17 protein-coding genes, 3 tRNA genes and 1 pseudogene are annotated in these 20,943 nt (G+C 71.9%); 11 read left to right on the top strand and 10 right to left on the bottom strand.

Features of this window, described 5'->3' with window-relative positions; all coding sequences use genetic code 11:
• Positions 1-232, top strand: a pseudogene (locus AB0I83_RS06250) (4-hydroxy-3-methylbut-2-enyl diphosphate reductase); the annotation flags it as partial.
• A 498-nt stretch (positions 233-730) separates the two neighbouring features.
• Here the strand turns inward: AB0I83_RS06250 and AB0I83_RS06245 are convergent.
• The 3 genes from AB0I83_RS06245 to AB0I83_RS06235 form a co-directional block, all read right to left on the bottom strand.
• A tRNA-Ile gene (locus AB0I83_RS06245) sits at positions 731-807 on the bottom strand.
• Between the two features lie 211 nt (positions 808-1,018).
• A tRNA-Asn gene (locus AB0I83_RS06240) sits at positions 1,019-1,091 on the bottom strand.
• Between the two features lie 5 nt (positions 1,092-1,096).
• Positions 1,097-1,169: transfer RNA gene (locus tag AB0I83_RS06235), tRNA-Asn, on the bottom strand.
• A gap of 181 nt (positions 1,170-1,350) precedes the next feature.
• Between AB0I83_RS06235 and AB0I83_RS06230 the strand changes: the two genes are divergently transcribed.
• The 4 genes from AB0I83_RS06230 (at position 1,351) to AB0I83_RS06215 (ending at position 6,989) form a co-directional block, all read left to right on the top strand.
• Positions 1,351-1,653, top strand: a complete 303-nt coding sequence (locus tag AB0I83_RS06230) for a YtxH domain-containing protein (protein WP_356533466.1) — start codon at positions 1,351-1,353, stop codon at positions 1,651-1,653.
• Positions 1,654-1,769: 116 nt separating this feature from the next.
• On the top strand, positions 1,770-3,206 hold the full coding sequence (locus AB0I83_RS06225; RefSeq protein WP_363303789.1) for an FGGY family carbohydrate kinase: 1,437 nt from the start codon (positions 1,770-1,772) through the stop codon (positions 3,204-3,206).
• A 124-nt stretch (positions 3,207-3,330) separates the two neighbouring features.
• Positions 3,331-5,064 (top strand): ABC transporter ATP-binding protein, encoded by a 1,734-nt coding sequence (locus AB0I83_RS06220; protein WP_363303788.1) that lies wholly within the window; start codon positions 3,331-3,333, stop codon positions 5,062-5,064.
• Positions 5,064-6,989 carry an ABC transporter ATP-binding protein gene (locus AB0I83_RS06215; protein ID WP_363303787.1) on the top strand — a complete coding sequence of 642 codons (1,926 nt, stop codon included), beginning with the start codon at positions 5,064-5,066 and terminating at the stop codon, positions 6,987-6,989. Before AB0I83_RS06220 ends, AB0I83_RS06215 begins: the two co-directional genes overlap by 1 nt.
• Positions 6,990-7,043: 54 nt before the next feature.
• On the opposite strand, the gene AB0I83_RS06210 is transcribed toward AB0I83_RS06215, so the two are convergent.
• The 4 genes from AB0I83_RS06210 to AB0I83_RS06195 all read right to left on the bottom strand — a co-directional run bounded on the left by AB0I83_RS06210 (position 7,044) and on the right by AB0I83_RS06195 (position 12,996).
• A complete protein-coding gene (locus AB0I83_RS06210; RefSeq protein ID WP_356533458.1) occupies positions 7,044-8,120 on the bottom strand; it encodes an RNA polymerase sigma factor in 1,077 nt (358 codons plus the stop codon).
• A gap of 160 nt (positions 8,121-8,280) precedes the next feature.
• Complete coding sequence (gene dnaG / locus AB0I83_RS06205) at positions 8,281-10,188, bottom strand: DNA primase (protein ID WP_363303786.1); 1,908 nt, start codon at positions 10,186-10,188, stop codon at positions 8,281-8,283.
• Between the two features lie 98 nt (positions 10,189-10,286).
• Positions 10,287-11,546 (bottom strand): FAD-dependent oxidoreductase, encoded by a 1,260-nt coding sequence (locus AB0I83_RS06200; protein WP_356533454.1) that lies wholly within the window; start codon positions 11,544-11,546, stop codon positions 10,287-10,289.
• Between the two features lie 118 nt (positions 11,547-11,664).
• A complete protein-coding gene (locus AB0I83_RS06195; protein WP_363303785.1) occupies positions 11,665-12,996 on the bottom strand; it encodes a deoxyguanosinetriphosphate triphosphohydrolase in 1,332 nt (443 codons plus the stop codon).
• 273 nt (positions 12,997-13,269) lie between these two features.
• Here AB0I83_RS06195 and AB0I83_RS06190 point away from each other — a divergent pair, with 273 nt between their 5' ends.
• A complete protein-coding gene (locus tag AB0I83_RS06190; protein ID WP_363303784.1) occupies positions 13,270-14,055 on the top strand; it encodes an ElyC/SanA/YdcF family protein in 786 nt (261 codons plus the stop codon).
• Between the two features lie 67 nt (positions 14,056-14,122).
• Positions 14,123-16,198, top strand: a complete 2,076-nt coding sequence (locus AB0I83_RS06185; protein ID WP_363303783.1) for a molybdopterin oxidoreductase family protein — start codon at positions 14,123-14,125, stop codon at positions 16,196-16,198.
• Here AB0I83_RS06185 and AB0I83_RS06180 read toward each other — a convergent pair.
• Together AB0I83_RS06180 and cutA are read right to left on the bottom strand one after the other, a co-directional pair.
• Positions 16,161-16,709 carry a gamma-glutamylcyclotransferase gene (locus AB0I83_RS06180; protein WP_356533446.1) on the bottom strand — a complete coding sequence of 183 codons (549 nt, stop codon included), beginning with the start codon at positions 16,707-16,709 and terminating at the stop codon, positions 16,161-16,163. The genes AB0I83_RS06185 and AB0I83_RS06180 overlap by 38 nt on opposite strands.
• The gene (gene cutA / locus AB0I83_RS06175) at positions 16,706-17,044 is read right to left on the bottom strand and encodes a divalent-cation tolerance protein CutA (protein ID WP_363303782.1); all 339 of its coding nucleotides are present in this window, start codon (positions 17,042-17,044) and stop codon (positions 16,706-16,708) included. Before cutA ends, AB0I83_RS06180 begins: the two co-directional genes overlap by 4 nt.
• 89 nt (positions 17,045-17,133) lie before the next feature.
• Here cutA and AB0I83_RS06170 point away from each other — a divergent pair, with 89 nt between their 5' ends.
• The 4 genes from AB0I83_RS06170 (at position 17,134) to AB0I83_RS06155 (ending at position 20,150) form a co-directional block, all read left to right on the top strand.
• On the top strand, positions 17,134-17,928 hold the full coding sequence (locus AB0I83_RS06170) for an aminotransferase class IV (protein ID WP_363303781.1): 795 nt from the start codon (positions 17,134-17,136) through the stop codon (positions 17,926-17,928).
• Positions 17,929-17,984: 56 nt separating this feature from the next.
• A complete protein-coding gene (locus AB0I83_RS06165) occupies positions 17,985-18,446 on the top strand; it encodes a DUF5990 family protein (protein WP_363303780.1) in 462 nt (153 codons plus the stop codon).
• Positions 18,447-18,809: 363 nt separating this feature from the next.
• Positions 18,810-19,493, top strand: a complete 684-nt coding sequence (locus tag AB0I83_RS06160; RefSeq protein ID WP_363303779.1) for a hypothetical protein — start codon at positions 18,810-18,812, stop codon at positions 19,491-19,493.
• Positions 19,494-19,517: 24 nt separating this feature from the next.
• Entirely contained in the window at positions 19,518-20,150 is a 633-nt protein-coding gene (locus AB0I83_RS06155) for a class F sortase (RefSeq protein WP_356842827.1), read from the top strand.
• On the opposite strand, the gene AB0I83_RS06150 is transcribed toward AB0I83_RS06155, so the two are convergent.
• Positions 20,151-20,942: a TSUP family transporter gene (locus tag AB0I83_RS06150; RefSeq protein WP_356533433.1), complete on the bottom strand. Its 792-nt coding sequence runs from the start codon at positions 20,940-20,942 to the stop codon at positions 20,151-20,153.
• Position 20,943: the final 1 nt, after the last annotated feature.

Genomic DNA, 20,943 nt, shown 5'->3' with positions numbered 1-20,943 from the left:
CGACGAGGCATGGCTGGAGGGCGTCACCACGGTCGGCCTCACCTCGGGCGCCTCGGTGCCCGACGTCCTGGTCGACGGGGTGCTGGAGTGGCTGGCGGCACACGGATACAGCGACGTGCAGACGGTGCAAACCACCGACGAAACCATGACCTTCGCCCTACCCAAAGAGCTCCGCCGCGACCTACGCAACGAGATCACACAACGCTCCGCCCCGACCGACACGACGAACTGAACGAGCCTGCTGCCCACCGCAGCCCTCCGGCGCACAAGCCAGCCGCAACTCGCCCATCAGGAATGAAATGTTCCGGATTCGGTAGAGACGGGTCTTGGCCCCTGATCTTGATTGTCCGTCAAAAACGAACACGCTCGAGCCTCAGGCTCGACGCTCTCCAGGCGGTCCGCCACCTGCTTTCAAACCCCGCCCACCACGGTCAGGTGTCCTGACCTGCATGCCCAGAATCAGCCTGGCCAGGACGCCCTCGCGGGCCCCGACCAACACCACAGGTGCAGCGCAACCAGGAGCGTCCGGCCGGCCGTAAGCGGGAGCCGTGGGAGCAACCACAACGCGCCACTCAGGCCACCCCCGCAAAAGGCCAGGTCAGACGCGTCTAAGTGCGCTGACACGCCGCGGCAGCGGTTCAGCACCGCACGGCGCGCGGCGAATACCGCACGGAAAGCGGCCGCGAAAGCCGCGTTTCCGCAGCTCAGAACGTTTCCGCAGGATAAAAACTGGTGGGGCGGGTGGGACTCGAACCCACGGCCGACGGATTATGAGTCCGCTGCTCTAACCGGCTGAGCTACCGCCCCGTCTCGGCGTGGCGCGTACAAGTGTGCGCGCCGTCTGCCGCAGCATAGCCGGTCATACGATCTCCTGCTGCGGATGGTCGGCTTCGCGTGACCATGAAGACATCGCAGCGTGCTGCCCGGTTCCGGCCGCCGTGAAATGCCCCCGAAAGAGTCACGGGCGGCCTCGCCCGGGCACACGAAAAAGGACCCCGAAGGGTCCTCTTCCGTTCCGCTCCCCCGACTGGACTCGAACCAGTAACCCTCCGGTTAACAGCCGAATGCTCTGCCAATTGAGCTACAGGGGATCGCGCTCCCCCGACTGGACTCGAACCAGTAACCTGCCGGTTAACAGCCGGCTGCTCTGCCAATTGAGCTACAGGGGATTGCTGCGTTGCCTCGAATCGTACCTACCTGGCGGCTGCCGAGCGGCGCGCGTTCGCTGCGACACATACATTAGCGCAAGCAGGGGGGTGCTCCGCCAATCGGTATGTCCCTGGGTGATCTCGGGTGTGCGGGGGTAGGCGGGCAGCACACGTCGCACGGAGTGAAGGAAGGGTGGCAGCCATGCGGTACCGGCTCACGTTCATCGCCGGAGTGGCCCTCGGTTACGTGCTCGGCACGCGAGCCGGGCGCGAGCGTTACGAGCAGCTGAAGAAGTCGGCCCAGCGGCTCGCCGAGAATCCGGCGGTGCGCAACGCGGCGGAGTCCGCCGCGCACGGCGGCCGGGACTTCGCGGGGAAGGCGTACAACTCGGTGAGCGAGAAGGTGGGCGACAGGATGCCCGTCTCCGTCTCCGACCGCGTCCGCTCGCTGCGGGAGCGCAGTGGCCGCAACGGCAGTGACGACTGGGGCACGACCAACACCTGAGACCCCTTCCCGTACCGGGGGCACCCGGTACGGGAAACGTCCGCCGGTGCGGGTGAGGCAGCCCCGTGTCGGCACCCGGTGCGGGAAAGGCAGGCCGGTGCGGCAGACTCTTGGGTATGGGCATAGTCGCCGGCTTGGACAGTTCATCCGCCTTCACACACATCGTCGTCTGCGACGCGGACACCGGTGCGGTGCTGCGGCAGGGGTACGCCGCGCACCCCGTCGAGGCCAAGGCCTCCGAGGTGGATCCGCAGGCGTGGCTGCTCTCACTCGGTGAGGCGGCATCCGGGGGGCTGCTCGAAGGCGTGCAGGCCATCGGCGTGTCCGCGCAGCAGCACGGTCTGGTGCCGCTGGACCGCCAGGGCAACCTCGTACGTCCGGCCCTGCTCGGCAACGACCGGCGGGCGCAGGCCGCAGCGGCCGATCTGATCGACGGGCTCGGCGGGCGGCAGCCCTGGGCGGAGGCCGTCGGGTCCGTGCCGCAGGCCGCGCAGCCGGTGGCGAAGCTGCGCTGGCTGGCGCGGAGCGAGCCGGAGAACGCGCAGCGGGTCGCGGCCGTCCTGCAGCCGCACGACTGGCTGGTGTGGCAGCTGCTCGGCCGGCCCGCCCGCCGTACGACCGACCGTGGCGCCGCGTCCGGCACCGGCTACTGGTCGGCCGGCTCCGGTTCCTACCGCCCCGATCTCGTGGAGCTGGCGCTCGGTCACCAGGCCGCGCTGCCCGAGGTGCTCGGCCCGGCCGACGCCGCCGGGACCACCCCGGAGGGGCTGCTGATCTCGGCCGGCACGGGCGAGACGATGGCCGCGGCCTTCGGGCTCGGTGTCGCCGTAGGGGACGCCGTGGTCTCGCTCGGGGCCTCCGGCTCGGTGATGGCCGTGCACCACGAGGCGCTGGCCGACCCGACCGGCATGATCACCTCCTTCGCCGACGCCACTGGGATGCACCTGCCGGTGGTGCACACGTCCAACGCGGTGCGCGCGCTGCGCGGCACCGCCGAGATGCTGGACGTGGAGGGGCTGGACGAACTGTCCGCGCTGGCGATGAAGTCGACGCCCGGTGCGTCCGGGCTGGTGCTGCTGCCGTATCTGGAGGGTGAGCGCACCCCGCACCTGCCGCACACGGCGGGCACGCTGAGCGGGCTGCGGCGCGAGTCGATGAAGCCCGAGCACCTGGCACGGGCCGCATTCGAGGGGATGCTGTGCTCGCTGGCCGACGCGCTGGACGTGCTGCGCGGCCGGGGCGTCGAGGTCCGCCGGGTGTTCCTGCTCGGTGCGGCGGCGGAACTTCCCGCCGTGCAGGCGCTGGCGCCCGCGCTGTTCGGGACACAGGTCGTCGTGCCGCAGCCCGCCCAGTACGGGGCGCTGGGCGCCGCCCGGCAGGCGGCGTGGGCGCTCGGGGTCTCGCGGGGTTCGCTCGACGCCCGCACTCCCCCGGCATGGGACGGCGCCGCGGCGCAGGTGCTCGAACCCGGCGAGGAGCTCGCCGTCGGCCGCGCGGTGCGCCAGCAGTACGAGGCCACTCGGGACCAGATCCACCCGGGGGCGTTCGGCTGAGCCGTCTGAGGAGGGAGCCCGGTCCGGGATTTGACCCGGGCTTGAGCAAAAGTGTTGGCGGTCGCCGTGCGGCGTACCGGAGTATGGATCGGCCTGTGCCTTCCGCCGACACCGAGAGACTCGCGTGCTCATAAAAATCCTGCGGACCTACCTGGGCCCGTACAGACAGCCGATCCTGCTGCTGGTGCTGCTCCAGCTCCTGCAGACCTGCGCAAGCCTCTATCTGCCCAGCCTCAACGCGGACATCATCGACAACGGTGTCGTGCGCGGTGACACGGGCTACATCCTGCAGTTCGGCGCCGTGATGATCGCCGTCAGCCTCGTCCAGGTCGTCTGCAACATCGGGGCGGTCTACTTCGGTGCGAGGACCGCCTCCGCGCTCGGCCGGGACGTACGGGCGTCGGTCTTCGGCCAGGTGCAGTCGTTCTCCGCCCGCGAGGTCGGCCGGTTCGGCGCTCCTTCGCTGATCACACGTACGACCAACGACGTGCAGCAGGTCCAGATGCTCGTCCTGATGTCGTTCACCCTGATGGTGTCGGCGCCCATCATGTGCGTCGGCGGCGTGATCATGGCGCTCGGCCAGGACGTGCCGCTGTCGGCCGTGCTGCTGGCGGTGCTGCCCGTCCTCGGCATCGCGGTGACCCTGATCGTGAAGCGGATGCGGCCCCTCTACCGCACGATGCAGGTGCGGCTGGACGCGGTGAACCGGGTGCTGCGGGAGCAGATCACCGGCAACCGGGTCATCCGCGCCTTCATACGGGACGACTACGAGGAGGAGCGCTTCCGCGGCGCCAACACCGAACTGACGGGTGTCGCTCTGTCGACGGGCCGGCTGATGGCCCTGATGTTCCCGACCGTGATGACGGTGGTGAACCTGTCGTCGATCGCGGTCGTCTGGTTCGGCGCGCACCGGATCGACAGCGGCGGGATGCAGATCGGGGCACTGACCGCGTTCCTCGCGTATCTGATGCAGATCGTCATGTCGGTGATGATGGCGACCTTCATGTTCATCATGGTGCCGCGCGCCGAGGTCTGCGCCGAGCGCATCCAGGAGGTCCTGGACACCGAGTCGAGCGTGGTGCCGCCGAGCGCCCCGGTCACGAAGCTGCTGTCCCACGGCCGTCTGGAGATACGGGGCGCGGAGTTCCGCTATCCGGGCGCGGAGGAGCCGGTGCTGCGTTCGGTCGATCTCGTGGCGCGGCCCGGGGAGACGACCGCGATCATCGGGTCGACGGGCAGCGGGAAGTCGACGCTGCTCGGGCTCGTACCGCGGCTGTTCGACGCGACGGGCGGCGAGGTGCTCGTCGACGGTACGGACGTCCGGACGCTGGACCCCGTCCTGCTGGCGAGGACCGTGAGCCTGGTGCCGCAGAAGCCGTACCTGTTCTCGGGGACGGTCGCGACGAATCTGCGGTACGGAAATCCGGAGGCGACCGACGAGGAGCTGTGGCACGCGCTGGAGGTGGCGCAGGCGAAGGGTTTCGTGGAGGAGCTCGAACACGGTCTGGACGCGCCGATCTCCCAGGGCGGCACCAATGTCTCCGGCGGCCAGCGCCAGCGCCTCGCGATCGCGCGGACGCTGGTGCGGCAGCCCGAGATCTATCTCTTCGACGACTCCTTCTCGGCCCTGGACTACGCGACGGACGCCGCGCTGCGGGCCGCGCTGTCCCGGCAGACGGCGGGGGCGACAGTCGTGATCGTGGCGCAGCGGGTGTCCACGATCCGCGACGCCGACCGGATCCTGGTGCTGGACGAGGGCCGGGTCGTCGGCAACGGCAGCCACCACGAGTTGATGAGCGGCAACGAAACCTACCGGGAGATCGTGCTCTCCCAGCTGACGGAAGCGGAGGCCGCCTGATGGCAGGGCCGGGCGGACGGATGATGGCGATGGGCCCCACCGAGAGGTCCATGGACTTCAAGGGGTCCGGGAAGCGGCTGCTGAGACGGTTCAGCAGGGAGAAGTCCTCACTCGGGCTGATGCTGTGCGCCGGGACGCTGAGCGTGGCGCTCTCCGTGACGGGGCCGAAGATCCTCGGCGCGGCCACGGACCTGATCTTCGCCGGGGTCGTCGGCGGGCAGATGCCGAAGGGCGCGACGAAGGAGCAGGCCGTCGACGGCCTGCGGAAGGAAGGCAGCGACGGGCTCGCGGACATGCTGTCCGGGGTGGACTTCACCCCCGGCAGCGGTATCGACTTCGGTGCGGTGGGCAACGTCCTGCTCGCGGCGCTGGCGGTGTACGTCGGCGCGGGGCTGCTGATGCTGGTGTCGTCGCGGCTGTCGATCCGGGTGATCAACCGTGTCGTCTTCCGGTTGCGCGAGGACCTGCAGACCAAGCTGGCGCGGCTGCCGCTGTCGTACTTCGACAAGCAGCGGCGCGGCGAGGTGCTGAGCCGGGCGACGAACGACATCGACAACATATCGACGACGATGCAGCAGACGATGGGCCAGCTCATCAACTCGTTGCTGACCATCGTCGGCGTACTGATCATGATGTTCTGGATCTCGCCGCTGCTCGCGCTGGTGGCGCTGGTGACGGTCCCGCTTTCGGTGCTCGTCGCGACGCGGGTGGGCAAGCGGTCGCAGCCGCACTTCGTGGCGCAGTGGAAGGTCACGGGCAGGCTCAACGCCCACATCGAGGAGATGTACACCGGTCACACGCTGGTCACGGTGTTCGGTCGGCAGGAGGAGTCCGCCCGGGACTTCGCCGAGCAGAACGACGCACTGTACGAGGCGGGTTTCGCGGCCCAGTTCAACAGCGGGATCATGCAGCCGCTGATGATGTTCGTGTCCAACCTGAACTACGTGCTGGTCGCGGTCGTCGGCGGGCTGCGGGTGGCGTCGGGCACCCTGTCGATCGGTGACGTACAGGCGTTCATCCAGTACTCGCGGCAGTTCTCGATGCCGCTGACCCAGGTGGCCTCGATGGCGAACCTGGTGCAGTCGGGCATCGCTTCGGCCGAGCGGGTCTTCGGTCTGCTGGACGCCGAGGAGCAGGCGCCCGACCCGGATCCGGCCGAGCGGCCGGAGGAGCTGCGCGGCAGCGTGTCGCTGGAGAACGTGTCCTTCAGGTACGACCCGGAGAAGCCGCTCATCGAGGACCTCTCGCTGAGTGTGGAGCCCGGGCACACCGTCGCGATCGTGGGCCCGACGGGTGCCGGCAAGACGACGCTGGTCAACCTGCTGATGCGGTTCTACGAGGTGACGGGCGGCCGGATCACCCTCGACGGTGTCGACGCCGCGAGGATGACGCGCGACGAACTCCGCTCGGGCATAGGCATGGTGCTCCAGGACACCTGGCTGTTCGGCGGCACGATCGCGGAGAACATCGCCTACGGGGCGTCCCGCGAGGTCACTCGGGAGGAGATCGAGGAAGCGGCGCGGGCGGCCCACGCCGACCGCTTCGTCCGCACGCTGCCGGACGGCTACGACACCGTGATCGACGACGAGGGGGCCGGGGTCAGCGCGGGTGAGAAGCAGCTGATCACCATCGCGCGGGCGTTCCTGTCCGACCCGGTGATCCTGGTGCTCGACGAGGCCACCAGCTCGGTGGACACCCGGACCGAGGTGCTGATCCAGAAGGCGATGGCCCGGCTCGCGCACGGCCGTACGAGCTTCGTGATCGCGCACCGCCTCTCCACCATCCGGGACGCCGACGTGATCCTGGTGATGGAGAACGGCTCGATCGTCGAACAGGGCACGCACGACGAGCTGCTGGCCGCGGGCGGGACGTACGCCCGGCTGTACGCGGCACAGTTCGCGCAGGCGCTGGCGGAGGTCGACTGAGCCGGGGGGCCGGCCGGCCCGGAAGGCCGGTCGGCCCCCTGAGGCCCGTCCGGTTCAGTCGAGGTAGCCGCGGAGCTGGTCGGCGAAGGCGTGGTCCCGCAGCTTCGAGAGCGTCTTGGACTCGATCTGGCGGATGCGCTCGCGTGTCACGCCGAAGATCCTTCCGATCTCCTCGAGGGTGCGGGGCCTTCCGTCGGCCAGCCCGTACCGCAGCTGGACGACCTTCCGCTCCCGCTCCCCGAGCGTGGAGAGGACCGTCTCCAGGTGTTCTCGCAGCAGGAGGAAGGCCGCGGACTCGACGGGGGAAGCGGCGTCGCCGTCCTCGATGAGGTCACCGAAGGCGACGTCGTCCTCCTCACCGACGGGGGCGTGCAGCGAGACGGGCTCCTGGGCGAGCCGCAGGACCTCGCCGACGCGTTCGGGGGTCAGGTCGAGCTGGGCCGCGACCTCCTCGGGTGTCGGTTCGTAGCCCCGTTCCTGGAGCATGCGGCGCTGGACGCGCACGACCCGGTTGATCAGCTCGACGACGTGGACCGGGACCCTTATGGTCCGGGCCTGGTCCGCCAGGGCGCGGGACATCGCCTGACGGATCCACCAGGTCGCGTACGTGGAGAACTTGTAGCCCCGGGCGTAGTCGAACTTCTCGACCGCCCTGATCAGCCCGAGGTTCCCCTCCTGGACCAGGTCGAGCATGGTCAGACCGCGGCCGACGTAGCGTTTGGCCACGGAGACCACGAGGCGGAGGTTGGACTCGATGAGGCGGCGCTTCGCCATCCGGCCCATGACCACGAGCCGGTCCAGGTCGACGGCGAGCCGGGAGTCGGGGTCGGGGGTGCCGGCCAGGCGTTCCTCGGCGAACAGCCCGGCCTCGACGCAGCGGGCGAGCTCCACCTCCTCGGCGGCGCTGAGCAGGCGTATCCGTCCGATCTCGCGCAGGTACTGCCGGAAGAGGTCGGACGACGGGCCGCCTGTCTCCGGCCGGCTTCGTGACTCCGGGGCCCCGGGCGGCTCCACCGCTTCCTCCAGCACCGGTTCGGACGTGCCCGCCGTCTCCGGATGTCGTACGGCCCGGTTCTGCGCGGGAATCGCCGGGACGAGCTCGGTCGTGGGCGGCACGGTCCGGGTCTGCACGGGGGCGACCTCCAGGTGATCGCTGCCGGGTCGCGGGAAGGGGGGTTCCGCGCTCCGATGACTCAGGCACCGCCACCCAGTGTGGCGTACGACACACCACTGCCACGAGGGGCGTGCGGTGATTTTCTGCGCCCGGGGTGCGACAGGGCTCGGATCGGGCTCAGAGCGCGGCGGCGCCGTGGCTCCGCAGTGACTGGGCGTACTGCTGGAGGACCCACACCTCGTTCTGCGCGGCGGCGAGGTGGTCCGGGGCCACGTTGCTGCCGAGGCGGGCGAGGCTGCCCTGGACGTCGTCGATCCTGCGGTCGACGGCGCGCATGCGGACCTTGACCAGGTGCTCGCCCGCGTATCCCTCGTCGATGGACTTGCCGTGGAAGACCTCGACAGCGAGCTCGGTGACGAGCTTGCGCACCGTGTCGTCGGGGGTCGCGTCGAGCACCTGGACCAGGTACTCGCGGGCCTCGGCGACGCCCAGCTCCGCGCCGCCCGCCTCCGCGATGCACTGGCGCACCGCCGCGTAGGGCGGGGCGGTGAACTCGTCGACGCCGTACGCGTCGAAGGCCGGGGAGACCAGGGCGGGCTTCTGCAGGGCGAGCTTGAGCAGCTCCCGCTCCGTGCGGTGGGCCGGGCTGCGGAGGTTGAGGGCGGGGCCGGAAGGGGCGGTGGGGGCCTGGATCTGCTGGTTCGGCGCGCCGGTGCGGGAGGCGGCCGGTGCGGATCCTCGCTTGTCGCCACGCCCGCGGGACCACTGGGCGAGCTGGTTGACCCGGTGGACGACGAACTCCTGGTCGAGGATGCCGACGAAGCCGGCGAGCTGGACGGCCACCTCACGCTGGACACTGCTCGTCTTGATCTTGGCGACGACGGGCGCGGCCTCGTCGAGCGCGGCGGCGCGGCCCGCCGGGGTCTCCAGGTCGTACCGGCCGACGATCTGGCGGAGCGCGAACTCGAAGAGCGGGGTGCGGGGTTCGACCAGGTCGCGGACCGCGTCGTCGCCCTTGGCGAGCCGCAGGTCGCACGGGTCCATGTTGTCCGGGGCGATCGCGATGTAGGTCTCGGCGGCGAACTTCTGGTCGTCCTCGAAGGCGCGCAGGGCGGCCTTCTGGCCGGCCGCGTCACCGTCGAAGGTGAAGATCACGCGGGCGCTGCCGTTGTCCATCAGGAGCCGTCGGAGGATCTTGATGTGGTCGTTGCCGAACGCCGTGCCGCAGGTGGCGATGGCGGTGGTGACCCCTGCGAGGTGGCAGGCCATGACGTCGGTGTAGCCCTCGACCACGACGGCCCGGCTCGCCTTGGCGATGTCCTTCTTGGCCAGGTCGATGCCGTACAGCACCTGGGACTTCTTGTAGATCGACGTGTCGGGGGTGTTGAGGTACTTCGGACCGTTGTCGTCGTCGCGGAGCTTGCGGGCGCCGAAGCCGACGATCTCTCCGGAGGTGTCGCTGATCGGCCACATCAGCCGGCCGCGGAAGCGGTCGATCGGGCCTCGGCGGCCGTCCTGGGAGATGCCGGAGCTGATGAGCTCCTTGTCGCTGAAGCCCTTGCCGCGCAGATAGCGGGTGAGGTGGTCCCAGCCCGCCGGGCTGTAGCCCACGCCGAAGTGGGCCGCGGCGTCCTGGTCGAAGCCGCGTTCGGCGAGGAACTTCCGGCCGATCTCGGCTTCGGGGCCGTTCAGCTGCTCCCGGTAGAAGTCGGCGGCGATCTTGTGTGCCTCGACCAGTCGGATTCGCTCGCCGCGCTGGTGGGAGGGGTTGTAGCCGCCCTCCTCGTACCGCAGGGTGATGCCCGCCTTGGCGGCGAGGCGCTCGACCGTCTCCGAGAAGGTGAGGTGGTCGATCTTCATCACGAAGGCGATCGTGTCGCCGCCCTCCTGGCAGCCGAAGCAGTGGAAGAGACCCTTGCCCGGGCTGATCTGGAAGGAGGGGGACTTCTCGTCGTGGAAGGGGCACAGGCCCTTGAGGTTCCCGCCGCCCGCGCTCCGCAGTTGGAGGTACTCGGAGACGACGGCGTCGATCGGGACCGCGTCCCGGACCGCCTTCACGTCGTCGTCATTGATCCTGCCTGCCACGAGTGAAGTCTACGGGTGGGCCCGGCCATCCGGGACCGGCCGGCGGCGGGCGCCCCCGCCCGGGGGCCGGTCCTGCCGGAGGTCCGGGCCCCGCCGGGTCAGTGCAGGGAGTCCAGGGGCACGGACGGGTCGCCCAGGGCGTCCGGGTCGACCGGCCGGCCGCTCCTGATCAGCTGCTGGATGTTCTCGGTGACGTCCCACACATTCACGTTCATCCCGGCGAGGACGCGGCGGTCCTTCAGCCAGAAGGCGATGAACTCGCGCTTGCCGGCGTCGCCGCGCAGGACGACCTGGTCGTAGGAACCGGGCGGCGCCCAGCCGGAGTACTCCAGCCCCAGGTCGTACTGGTCGGAGAAGAAGTACGGCACCCGGTCGTACGTCACCTCCTGGCCGAGCATGGCCTTGGCCGCGGCCGGTCCGCTGTTGAGGGCGTTCGCCCAGTGCTCCACGCGCAGCCGGCCGCCGAAGAGCGGATGGTCCACGGACGCGATGTCCCCGGCGGCGTAGATGTGCGGGTCCGAGGTGCGCAGCGAGGCGTCGACGGCGACGCCGCCGCCCTGGGCCCGGTCGGCCATGGCGAGACCGGCGGCCTCCGCGAGGGAGGTGCGCGGTGCCGCGCCGATCGCCGCGAGCACGTCGTGGGCGAGGTGCTCCTCGCCGTCGTCGGTGCGGACGGAGAGGACCATGCCGTCCTGTCCGGTGATCTCGGTCAGGCGGGCGCCGAAGTGGAAGCGGACGCCGTGGTCGGCGTGCAGCTCGGTGAAGATCTGGCCGACCTCGGGGCCGATGACGTGGTGCAGCGGGGTCGTGGAGGGTTCGACGACGGTGACCTCGGCGCCGTAGCCCCGGGCCGCGGCGGCGACCTCGAGGCCGATCCAGCCGCCTCCGGCGATCACCAGGTGGCCGTTGTCCCGGCCGAGGGCGGCGAGGACGTTGCGGAGCCGGTCGGAGTGCGCGAGCCGGCGCAGGTGGTGCACGCCGACCAGGTCGGTGCCGGGCACGTCGAGGCGGCGGGGCTCGGCGCCGGTGGCGAGCAGGAGCTTGTCGTAGTGGACGACGGTGTTGTCACCGAGCTGGACCGACCGGGCGGCGCGGTCGACGGAGGTGACCACCTGGCCGAGGTGCAGCTCGATGTCGGCGCCCGCGTACCAGGCGGCCTTGTGGACGAAGACGGTGTCCCGCTCGTCCTTGCCCGTCAGGTACCCCTTGGACAGGGGAGGCCGCTCGTACGGATGGTCGCGCTCGTCGCCGATGAGGATCACCCGGCCGCTGAAGCCCTCCGCCCGGAGTGTCTCGGCTGCCTTCGCTCCGGCCAGTCCCCCGCCGATGATGACGAACGTCCGATGTGCGTCGACCACTTGATGCCTCCTCGGTACTGTGCTTCGCGGCGCCACCATCCGCGAGCGTCCCGCACGCGGCGTGATGGCGAAAGAGGGTGTGCCCCGATCGAGTCACAGCCGGAGGCGTGCGCCCCGATCATGGTCCAGTCTGCCCAACACCTGTGAGTGTCCGGTGAAGGGAACGCGCGGAGGCGTCCGTCAGTGCGGCGATCTGGTCGACGAGCACCCGCTTGCGTGCCCTGTCGTCGGGGGCCGTCGTGTACAGCGCGCGGAACTGCGGCTCCAGGCCCTCGGGCGCGCGGGCGGTGAGGGCGGCGGCGAGCTCGGCGATGACGATCCGCTGGTCGGCGCGGATGGCCTCCTGCTCGGCGCGCTGCATGACGTAGCGGTCGGCGACGGCCTTGAGCACGGCGCACTCGTTGCGGACCTCGCGCGGGACGACGAGCTCGGCGCCGTAACGGCCGAGCCTGCCGGGCCCGTACTCCTGGTGGGTCGCCGCCTCTGCGGCGAGGCAGAACCTGCCGATGAGCTGGCTCGTCGCGTCCTTCAGCCGGGCCTGGGCGACGGCGGTGCCGTCGTAGCCGTGCGGCCACCACTCCTGGGCGGTGAGGCGGTCGAGGGCTTCGGCGAGCTCCTGCGGGTCGGTGCCGGCCGGGACGTAGCGCCCGATCGCGACCTCCCAGATCTCCGCGCGCTCCGGCCCGGAGAAGAGGCAGCCCGGGTCGATGTGCCCGGCGTGCAGTCCGTCCTCGAAGTCGTGCACGGAGTACGCGACGTCGTCGGACCAGTCCATGACCTGCGCCTCGAAGCATCTGCCGTCCTGCGGCGCGCCCTTGCGGACCCATTCGAAGACCGGCAGGTCGTCCTCGTACACCCCGAACTTCGGTGAGCCGGGGTCCGCGGGGTGGGCGCCCCTGGGCCAGGGGTACTTGGTGGCGGCGTCCAGGGCGGCCCGGGTCAGGTTGAGCCCCACGCTGACGAGCTCGCCGCTGCGGGGGTCGCGGACGAAGCGCTTGGGTTCGAGGCGGGTCAGCAGGCGCAGCGACTGGGCGTTGCCCTCGAAGCCGCCGCAGTCGGACGCGAAGTCGTTGAGGGCCTGTTCGCCGTTGTGGCCGAAGGGCGGGTGGCCCATGTCGTGGGAGAGGCAGGCCGCCTCCACGAGGTCGGGGTCGCAGCCCAGCGCCGCACCGAGTTCCCGGCCGACCTGGGCGCACTCCAGGGAGTGGGTGAGCCGGGTGCGGGGGCTGGCGTCCCAGGCCTGTCCCCGGGTGCCGGGTGTGACGACCTGGGTCTTGCCCGCGAGCCTGCGCAGGGCGGCGGAGTGCAGCACGCGCGCGCGGTCGCGCTGGAAGGCGGTGCGCCCCGGCCGTTTGTCGGGCTCGGTGTCCCAGCGCTCGGTGTCGGCGGCGCCGTAGGGCGTCGTGCCGTGTTCCGGTGTGTCCGGGGTGTGGTGGTGCGTACCGTCCATGCTCCGACAGTAGACGGCCGGGCTGACAGGACGGCTCAGGCGGAGGCCAGGAGAGGCGCGTGGGGCGGGATGCCGTACGGCGTCCCATTCATGGACCGATCGTGCCGGGCGGACGTCGCCGGGCCGTCTCACACCCGTGACGGGTCTTCGCCTCGGCTTCACGGGGCCCGCGTCCATGGTGTCAGCACCTGTTCACACGTGGTCCGGCGAACCTTTCGCGCGCGTCGTTCGTCCCCTTCCTGAGGAGTTCGGTACGAGCGCGGGGGGCGCCGCATGCGGCTGGGGAGGACGGGGCGGTTCGCGTCCGGAGGACCGGGGCGGGTGGCGTCCGTGGGAAGGCTGGTCGCACGACCGGAGTGGCTTCGCTCGGCGCGGCCGGGGCTGCCGAGGACCCGGCGGGGGCGGCGGCGGCTGGTGCAGGCGCTGATGGTCGTCTGCGCGGTGGCCCTGGCGCCCATGGCGTGGCTGCACACCTCGGCAGACGCGCGGGTGCGGACCACGGCCGGCGCCCCCGCCCGGGAGGTCGCCGTGGTGTTCGGGGCGGGGCTGTGGGACGGCAGGCCGTCGCCCTACCTCGCGCACCGGCTGGACGCGGCGGCCGAGCTGTACCGGTCGGGGAAGGTGCGGGTCGTGCTGGTCACGGGGGACAACAGCCGCGTCGAGTACGACGAACCGGATGCGATGCGCACGTATCTCACCGCCCGCGGGGTGCCGGACCGCCGGATCGTCAGCGACTACGCGGGCTTCGACACCTGGGACTCGTGCGCACGGGCCAAGAGGATATTCGGCGTCGACCGGGCCGTCCTGGTAAGCCAGGGCTTCCACATCCGGCGGGCGATCGCCCTGTGCCGGTCGGCCGGGATCGACGCGTACGGGGTGGGCGCCGACGACGTACACGACGTGACCTGGTACTACGGCGGGACGCGGGAGGTCTTCGCCGCGGGGAAGGCGCTCCTGGACGCGGTGTTCCAGCCGGATCCGCACTTCCTGGGCCCACGTGAGGCCGGGGTCGCGGAGGCGCTCGCCGACGACCTCACGGCGGCCGGCGGGGCGGGCTGAGGGACCCGTACCGGCGGCGTAACCGGGCGCACCGGTCGGCGTAATACCCGGCTCGCACGCTGGGCGCATGGCCCGCACCGAGACGTCCACCCACTGCCCGTACTGCGCGCTCCAGTGCGGGATGAAACTGCGACCGGTCGCCGACGGCGGGGTCGTCGAGGTCGTGGAGCGTACGGAGTTCCCGGTCAACCGGGGCGCCCTGTGCGGCAAGGGGCGCACCGCGCCCGCCGTGCTGGCCGCCGGCGCGCGGCTGACCGGGCCCCTGGTGCGCGACGCCGGCGGACCGCTGGTGCCGGCCGGCTGGGACGAGGCCCTGGAGCGGATCGCCGACGGGTTGCGCGGGACACGTGCGGAGCACGGAGCGGACGCCGTGGGCGTGTTCGGCGGCGGCGGGCTCACCAACGAGAAGGCCTACTCCTTGGGGAAGTTCGCCCGGGTGGTGCTGGGTACTTCCCAGATCGACTACAACGGCCGCTTCTGCATGTCCTCGGCAGCCGCCGCGCACCAGCGGGCCTTCGGCCTCGACCGGGGGCTGCCCTTCCCGCTGGAGGACATCCCGCGGACCGGCTGCGTGATCCTGGTCGGCTCCAATCCCGCCGAGACGATGCCGCCCGCCCTGCGCTACTTCACCGAGCTGCGGGAGAACGGCGGCCGGCTGATCGTCATCGATCCGCGGCGCACCAGGACCGCCGAGCACGCCGACCTGCACCTGGCCCCCCGGCCGGGCACGGATCTGGCCCTCGCGCTCGGCATGCTGCACCTGGTCGTGGCGGACGGCCGGGTGGACGAGGAGTTCGTCCGGACCAGGACGCGTGGCTGGGACGAGGCGCGGGCGGGCGCGATGGCGCACTGGCCCGAGCTGGTGGAGCGACTCACCGGGGTGCCCGTGCCCCTGCTGCGTGAGGCCGTGGAGATGTTCTGCGGGGCGGAGGCCGGGATGGTGCTCACCGCGCGTGGGCCCGAACAGCAGGCGAAGGGCACGGACACGGTGGGGGCGTGGATCAACTTCTGCCTCGCCACCGGCCGGGCGGGCCGTCCGCTGTCCGGGTACGGCTGCCTGACCGGCCAGGGCAACGGCCAGGGCGGAAGGGAGCACGGGCAGAAGGCCGACCAGCTGCCGGGCTACCGCAGGCTGACCGATCCCGCCGCGCGCCGGCATGTGGCCGGGGTGTGGGGTGTCGACCCGGCGACCCTGCCGGGGCCGGGTCGCAGCGCGTACGAGCTGCTGGACGCGCTGGGGCGGGATGTGCGGTCGCTGCTGGTGATGGGGTCCAACCCGGTCGTGTCGGCGCCGCACGCGGGGCATGTGGAGGAGCGGCTGAGGTCCCTGGACTTCCTGGCGGTCGCGGACGTGGTGCTGTCGGAGACGGCGGCGCTGGCCGACGTGGTCCTGCCGGTGACCCAGTGGGCGGAGGAGAGCGGGACGACGACCAGTCTGGAGGGCCGCGTGCTGCTGCGGCGGCGGGCGGTGACGCCGCCGGACGGGGTGCGCAGCGACCTGGAGGTGCTGCACGCGCTCGCCGGCCTCCTGGGTCACGGGAAGGGCTTCCCCACGGACCCCGAGGAGGTCTTCGACGAGCTGCGGCGTGCCTCGGCGGGCGGTCCCGCCGACTACGCGGGTATCAGCTACGCCCGGATCGCGGCGGAGGACGGGGTGTTCTGGCCCTGTCCGGACGAGGAGCACGCCGGCACGCCCCGGCTGTTCCTGGAGCGGTTCGCGACGGACGACGGGCGGGCCCGGTTCGTCCCGGTCACGCACAGGGCCCCGGCGGAGGAGACGGACGCCGAGTACCCGGTGGTGCTGACCACCGGGCGGGTGGTGTCCCAGTACCAGTCGGGGGCGCAGACCCGCCGGGTGGCCGAACTGAACGCGGCGGCGCCGGGACCGTTCGTGGAGCTGCATCCCCGGCTGGCCGAGCGGATCGGGGTGGCCGAGGGCGAGCGGGTCGCGGTCACCTCCCGGCGGGGGCGGGCGGTGGCACCGGCCCGGATCACGTCGTCGATCCGGCAGGACACCGTGTTCATGCCGTTCCACTGGGCGGGCGAGGGCCGGGCCAACTCGCTGACGAACCCGGCGCTGGACCCGGTGTCGCGGATGCCGGAGTTCAAGGTGTGCGCGGTGCGGGTGGAGGCGGTCGGGTGAGCCAGTTCCCACCGGGCACCCGGGTGCCGCCGGTCCGCAGGGAGCGGGTGACGGCGGGGGCCGCGAGGTAGACCCAGGCACGTACGGGCTCACCGGGGGCGGATCCGCTGGACCGGGGTCCGGCGGATCGCCCGGCGCCCGGCCCGGTGGGCCCGGCGGATCGGACTGCGCCCGGCTCGGTGGGCCCGGCGCCCGGCCGTGCCTCGGGAACGACCCCGCGGGCCACCCGCTCGTACAGATTGCGCGGGTGGTCCGGCCCCAGGTACTCCTCCAGGTCGTCCAGCAGCCCGAGCAGTTCCGCGTACGCGCCGGGCCCGGCGGTGACCAGCGCGCCGTGGACGGTGCCGTGGCCCTCGATCGCGTACGGATAGCCGGGGCCTTCGTACAGCAGGGCGTTCGGCAGCGCGGCCGGGCGCTCGTCGCTCGTGCGGCCCCGGAGGAAGCGGTCGTGGTTGTGACAGCCCGGCAGCAGGGTGCCGTACACGAAGAACGGCAGCCGCACCTCCGTCACAGGTCCGCCTCGGGGGCCGTCTCCGCGCTCACCCAGGCGAGGTAGCGGCTGCTGCCGCGGACGACGGGTGTCGCGATGACCTCGGGCGTCGCGTAGTCGTGCGCGTCGACGAGGTGGGCCTCCAACTCGGCGTAGCGTTCCGCCGTCGTCTTGAACAGCACCTGCCACTCCTGCTCCGTCTCGACGGCGCCCCGCCACCGGTAGACCGAGGTGACGGGCGCGGAGATCTGGGCGCAGGCGGCGAGCCGTGCGGCCACCGCACCCCTGGCCAGGGCTCCTGCCTTCTCCTCGCTGTCCGTCGTGGTCATCACGGTCAGCCAAGCGGGCTCGGTCATCGTCGGCCTCCTCGTCGGGGTTCGCGGCCCCTCGATTGTCGGCCCCGGGACACGGCCGGGGTACGCCGTGGGGCGCCTACCGTGGGGCCATGACGACTCCCGCCGCTTTCCCGTACGCCGAGTTCGACGGCCGCCCCGCCACCGCGGACGATCTGCGCATCCCGGCCTTCGCCGGCTACGGCCACTTCACCGCGATGCAGGTCAGGGACCGTTCGGTGCGCGGCCTCGCCCTGCATCTGGGGAGGCTGGACTCCGCGAACCGGGAGCTCTTCGCGACACCGCTGGCCGGCGGGCGCGTACGGGACCTGATCGGGCACGCACTCGACGGTGCCGGGATACGGGACGCCTCCGTCCGGGTGCACGGCTTCATGCCACCGGGCAGCCAGGAGACGGTGACCATGGTGACGGTGCGGGAGCCCGCGCGCATGGGCGGCGGGCCGCGCGGCCTGATGTCGGTCCCCTACGCGCGCTCCGTGCCGCACGTCAAGCGCCCGGGCGAGTTCGGCCAGACCTACTACAGGGAGCTGGCCGGGCGTTCGGGCTTCGACGAGGCGCTGCTGACGATGCCCGGTGGCGTGGTCACCGAGGGCTCCGTCACCAACATCGGCTTCTGGGACGGCACTTCGGTGGTCTGGCCGGACGCCCCCGCGCTGACCGGCATCACCATGGCCCTGCTGGAGAGCGGACTGGCGGGGACGGACCGGCCGTCGGTGCGGCGGGCGGTGACGCTGGACGGACTGGGCGCCTACCGTGCCGCGTTCCTGACCAACTCGCAGGGCATCGCACCGGTGCGGCGGATCGACGGCACGTCCTTCGACGTCGACGAGGAACTGATGAAGCGGCTCGGGCAGGTCCTCGAGGACGCCCCGCGCGAGACCGTCTGACCCCGCCGCCCCGCGAGGCCCGCGGGGCCCGCTCCTCATGCGGGACCATGGGACCCATGCAGATCCACATCGAAGCCTCAGAACTCCCGGGCCGCACCTGCGGTCCCGGCACCGACTTCGCCGGTTTCGACGACATCCACGTCGGCGTGCAGCGCAAGGACCGGCCGGGCGAGCTGCTCGGTCCGCATCCGGGTGACGCGCCGCGCGCCGGATGGACCCTGGACTGCACCGCCGTGTCGACGGCGGAGGGCATCGAGGTCTCGGGGCCGTACATCCAGAACCGGCTCGGCGGGCGCTTCGTCTACCTGTCCTGGGGGACGGTGGACGGGTCCGGCGCCTTCACCATGTTCCGGCGCGCCAAACTGATGATCGCCGACATCGCCCCCGAGGTCGTCGAGGCGGCAGCACGGACGGGGCACCTCACCGCGCGGCTGCGTCTGACCGACGACAAGGGAGGGCCCCGATGCGGGCGTGTGCGTCCCCCGGACATCACGTGGTCGGCGACGGACGGTACGTGAGTCGGGTACCGGTGGCGGCACGACACCGCCCTCACCGGTCCCAGGGGGGTGTCGACCGGTGAGGGCGGTTGCCGGGGGGCCGGCGGGGGCTGCCGTCCCGTGGGGGGGGGTGTGATGCGTGTGCCCGACCCCCGCGAGTCCATACATGTGACGTGCGTCACACTCCGGAACCGGGGGCGTCACCCGATCGGCACCGGACGGACGGCACAACCACCGGCAGCGCCACGACCTGCACCGGGTGGGCGAGCAGGCCGCGCCACCCGGGCCCGTACGGGTGAAAGCTGACTACACGTCAGCAAGCAGCCGGCGTGCGCGACCCGTTACCTCGGAGGGAGGACACATCCGTCTGCCCGGAGGATTCCCATGCTCAGCCCCGCCCGTCTCGTGACCGGTACCGCAGCCGCGGCGCTCGCCGCCGCCGCGCTCGGCCTCTCCGCCGCCCCGTCCGCACACGCGGACGTGAACGGTTTCGGCAGAGAGCGCACGGCCGCCGTCTCGGTGGCCGGCAGCACCGCGGAGTGCGGGCCCGGGACCACCGAGACCTTCGAGGACTCCGGGAGCCCGGATCCCACGGCACCCTGCACCGGCGACGGGACGACGGCGGGTGGTCCGGCAGCGGCCGGAGACCTCTACGCGGAGGGGCAGCCGGAACCCACCGAGGGCCTGGACGCGGCCGGTGAGGCGCAGGCACCCGATCCCCTGGACGACGCCGACCAGCCGGCGGCGCTCTCCGGGTCCCTCTGGCCGGAGACCGATGAGGACCCGGCGGCCGAGGACCTCGGCGCCGGAACGGCGAAGCAGCCGGGCGACCGCCCCGTGCCCCCGCCCATCACCGACCCCGGACACGCGAAGCCGCCCACGGGCAGGCCATCGACGCCGCCCGCCACCCGGCCCGGCGAGCCCTCCGGGCACGTCAGGACAGGGGTCGGCGGAAGCGCCGCCCCCGACACCGCACAGATCGCCGCGGGCGCCGGCCTCGTCGCGGCGGCGGCCGTCGGCGGCGCCCTGCTCCTGCGCCGCCGGCGCGCGGACGGCGCGCACGGCTGAGGTCGGCGGGCGGAGGAAGACGACGTGGACAGGGCGTCGCTGAGAGCCAGGGCCTGGCTGGTGGGCATCGTCGCGCTGTGCGGCGTATGGCTGGTGCAGGAAGGTGCGGTCACCCGCGTCGTCGCCCCCCAGCCGTCCACCGGGGAGGCGTTCGCCGCGGGCCCCGAGGTGCGGCCCGGGACACGGGTCGCCGCGCCGCTGCGCCCTGCCGCGCCGGTCAGGATCCGCGTCCCGGACATCGGTGTGGACGCGCCCATGACGGGGCTCGGCCTGGGCGCGGACGGCAGCCTCGACGCCCCGCCGGCGGACCGCCGCAACCTCGCGGGCTGGTACGAGGACGGCACACCGCCCGGCGCCACGGGGACCGCGATCGTCGCCGGTCATGTCGACAACGCCCAGGGGCCGTCCGTCTTCTACTCCCTCGGGTCCCTGAAGAAGGGCGCCCGCGTCGAGATCGACCGAGGTGACCGCCGTACCGCGGTCTTCTCGGTCGACGCGGTCGAGCTGTACGAGAACGACGACTTCCCCGACAAGCGGGTCTACGGCGCCACGTCGCACGCGTCACTGCGGCTGATCACCTGCGGCGGCGGCTTCACCCGCGAGACCGGTTACCAGGGCAACGTGGTGGCGTACGCCCACCTCACCGGAGTGCGGTGATCACGCCGTCCACTGGTCGAAGCCGAGCTTGGCGACCAGCGAGAACACCACGACCAGCAGGACCCCGCGGACGAAACCGCTGCCCTTCCTGAGAGCCATGTGCGCCCCGAACATGCCGCCGGCCAGATTGAACACGGCCATGAGCGCGGCCAGTTGCCACAGGACGGTGCCCTGGTAGGCGAACATGGCGAGCGCACCGGCGTTGGTGCAGACGTTCACGATCTTGGCGGTCGCGGACGCGGTGACCAGGTCGAGGTGGAGCACGGCGGTCAGGGCCAGCACCAGGAAGGTGCCCGTGCCCGGCCCGAACAGCCCGTCGTAGAAGCCGATACCGCCTCCGACCAGCACCACGGCGGTGACCGCGCGCGCCCTGGTCACCTTCCGGCCCGTGCCGTCACCGGCCGCCGCCGTGCCGAAGGTCGGCCGCAGCATCACGAAGGCGGCGACCCCGAGCAGCACCACCATGATCACCGGGCGCAGTACGTCGCTGCTGATCCCGGCGGCGAAGAAGGCACCGGTCATGGAACCCGCGAGCGCCATGAGCCCGATGCGTACGGCGGTCGCGACCTGGACCGGCGCCTTGCGGACGTAGGTGACGGCGGCGCCCGAGGTGCCGACGACGGCGACCGCCTTGTTGGTGCCGAGGATGTGCGCGGCCGGGACGTGCGGCAGCCCGAGCAGCAGGGCGGGCAGCAGGAGCAGCCCGCCGCCGCCCACCACGGCGTCGATCCAGCCGGCCGCCGCGGCGGCGAGGCACAGCAGGACGAGGGTGGTCAGCGTTATGTCGGGCATG

It is taken from the genome of Streptomyces sp. NPDC049970 (assembly GCF_040660235.1).
GTDB lineage: Bacteria > Actinomycetota > Actinomycetes > Streptomycetales > Streptomycetaceae > Streptomyces.
Note: the sequence above shows the minus strand (reverse complement) of the source record. Positions and strands in the feature narration are given on the sequence as shown.

What these genes read in the sequence shown, in the direction of transcription:
- AB0I83_RS06230 (WP_356533466.1), top strand. Translation starts at nt 1,351, where the DNA reads ATGCGGTACCGGCTCACGTTCATCGCCGGAGTGGCCCTCGGTTACGTG.
- AB0I83_RS06225 (WP_363303789.1), top strand. Translation starts at nt 1,770, where the DNA reads ATGGGCATAGTCGCCGGCTTGGACAGTTCATCCGCCTTCACACACATC.
- AB0I83_RS06215 (WP_363303787.1), top strand. Translation starts at nt 5,064, where the DNA reads ATGGCAGGGCCGGGCGGACGGATGATGGCGATGGGCCCCACCGAGAGG.
- AB0I83_RS06195 (WP_363303785.1), bottom strand. Translation starts at nt 12,996, where the DNA reads ATGGACGGTACGCACCACCACACCCCGGACACACCGGAACACGGCACG.
- AB0I83_RS06190 (WP_363303784.1), top strand. Translation starts at nt 13,270, where the DNA reads ATGCGGCTGGGGAGGACGGGGCGGTTCGCGTCCGGAGGACCGGGGCGG.
- AB0I83_RS06185 (WP_363303783.1), top strand. Translation starts at nt 14,123, where the DNA reads ATGGCCCGCACCGAGACGTCCACCCACTGCCCGTACTGCGCGCTCCAG.
- cutA (WP_363303782.1), bottom strand. Translation starts at nt 17,044, where the DNA reads ATGACCGAGCCCGCTTGGCTGACCGTGATGACCACGACGGACAGCGAG.
- AB0I83_RS06170 (WP_363303781.1), top strand. Translation starts at nt 17,134, where the DNA reads ATGACGACTCCCGCCGCTTTCCCGTACGCCGAGTTCGACGGCCGCCCC.
- AB0I83_RS06165 (WP_363303780.1), top strand. Translation starts at nt 17,985, where the DNA reads ATGCAGATCCACATCGAAGCCTCAGAACTCCCGGGCCGCACCTGCGGT.
- AB0I83_RS06160 (WP_363303779.1), top strand. Translation starts at nt 18,810, where the DNA reads ATGCTCAGCCCCGCCCGTCTCGTGACCGGTACCGCAGCCGCGGCGCTC.
- AB0I83_RS06150 (WP_356533433.1), bottom strand. Translation starts at nt 20,942, where the DNA reads ATGCCCGACATAACGCTGACCACCCTCGTCCTGCTGTGCCTCGCCGCC.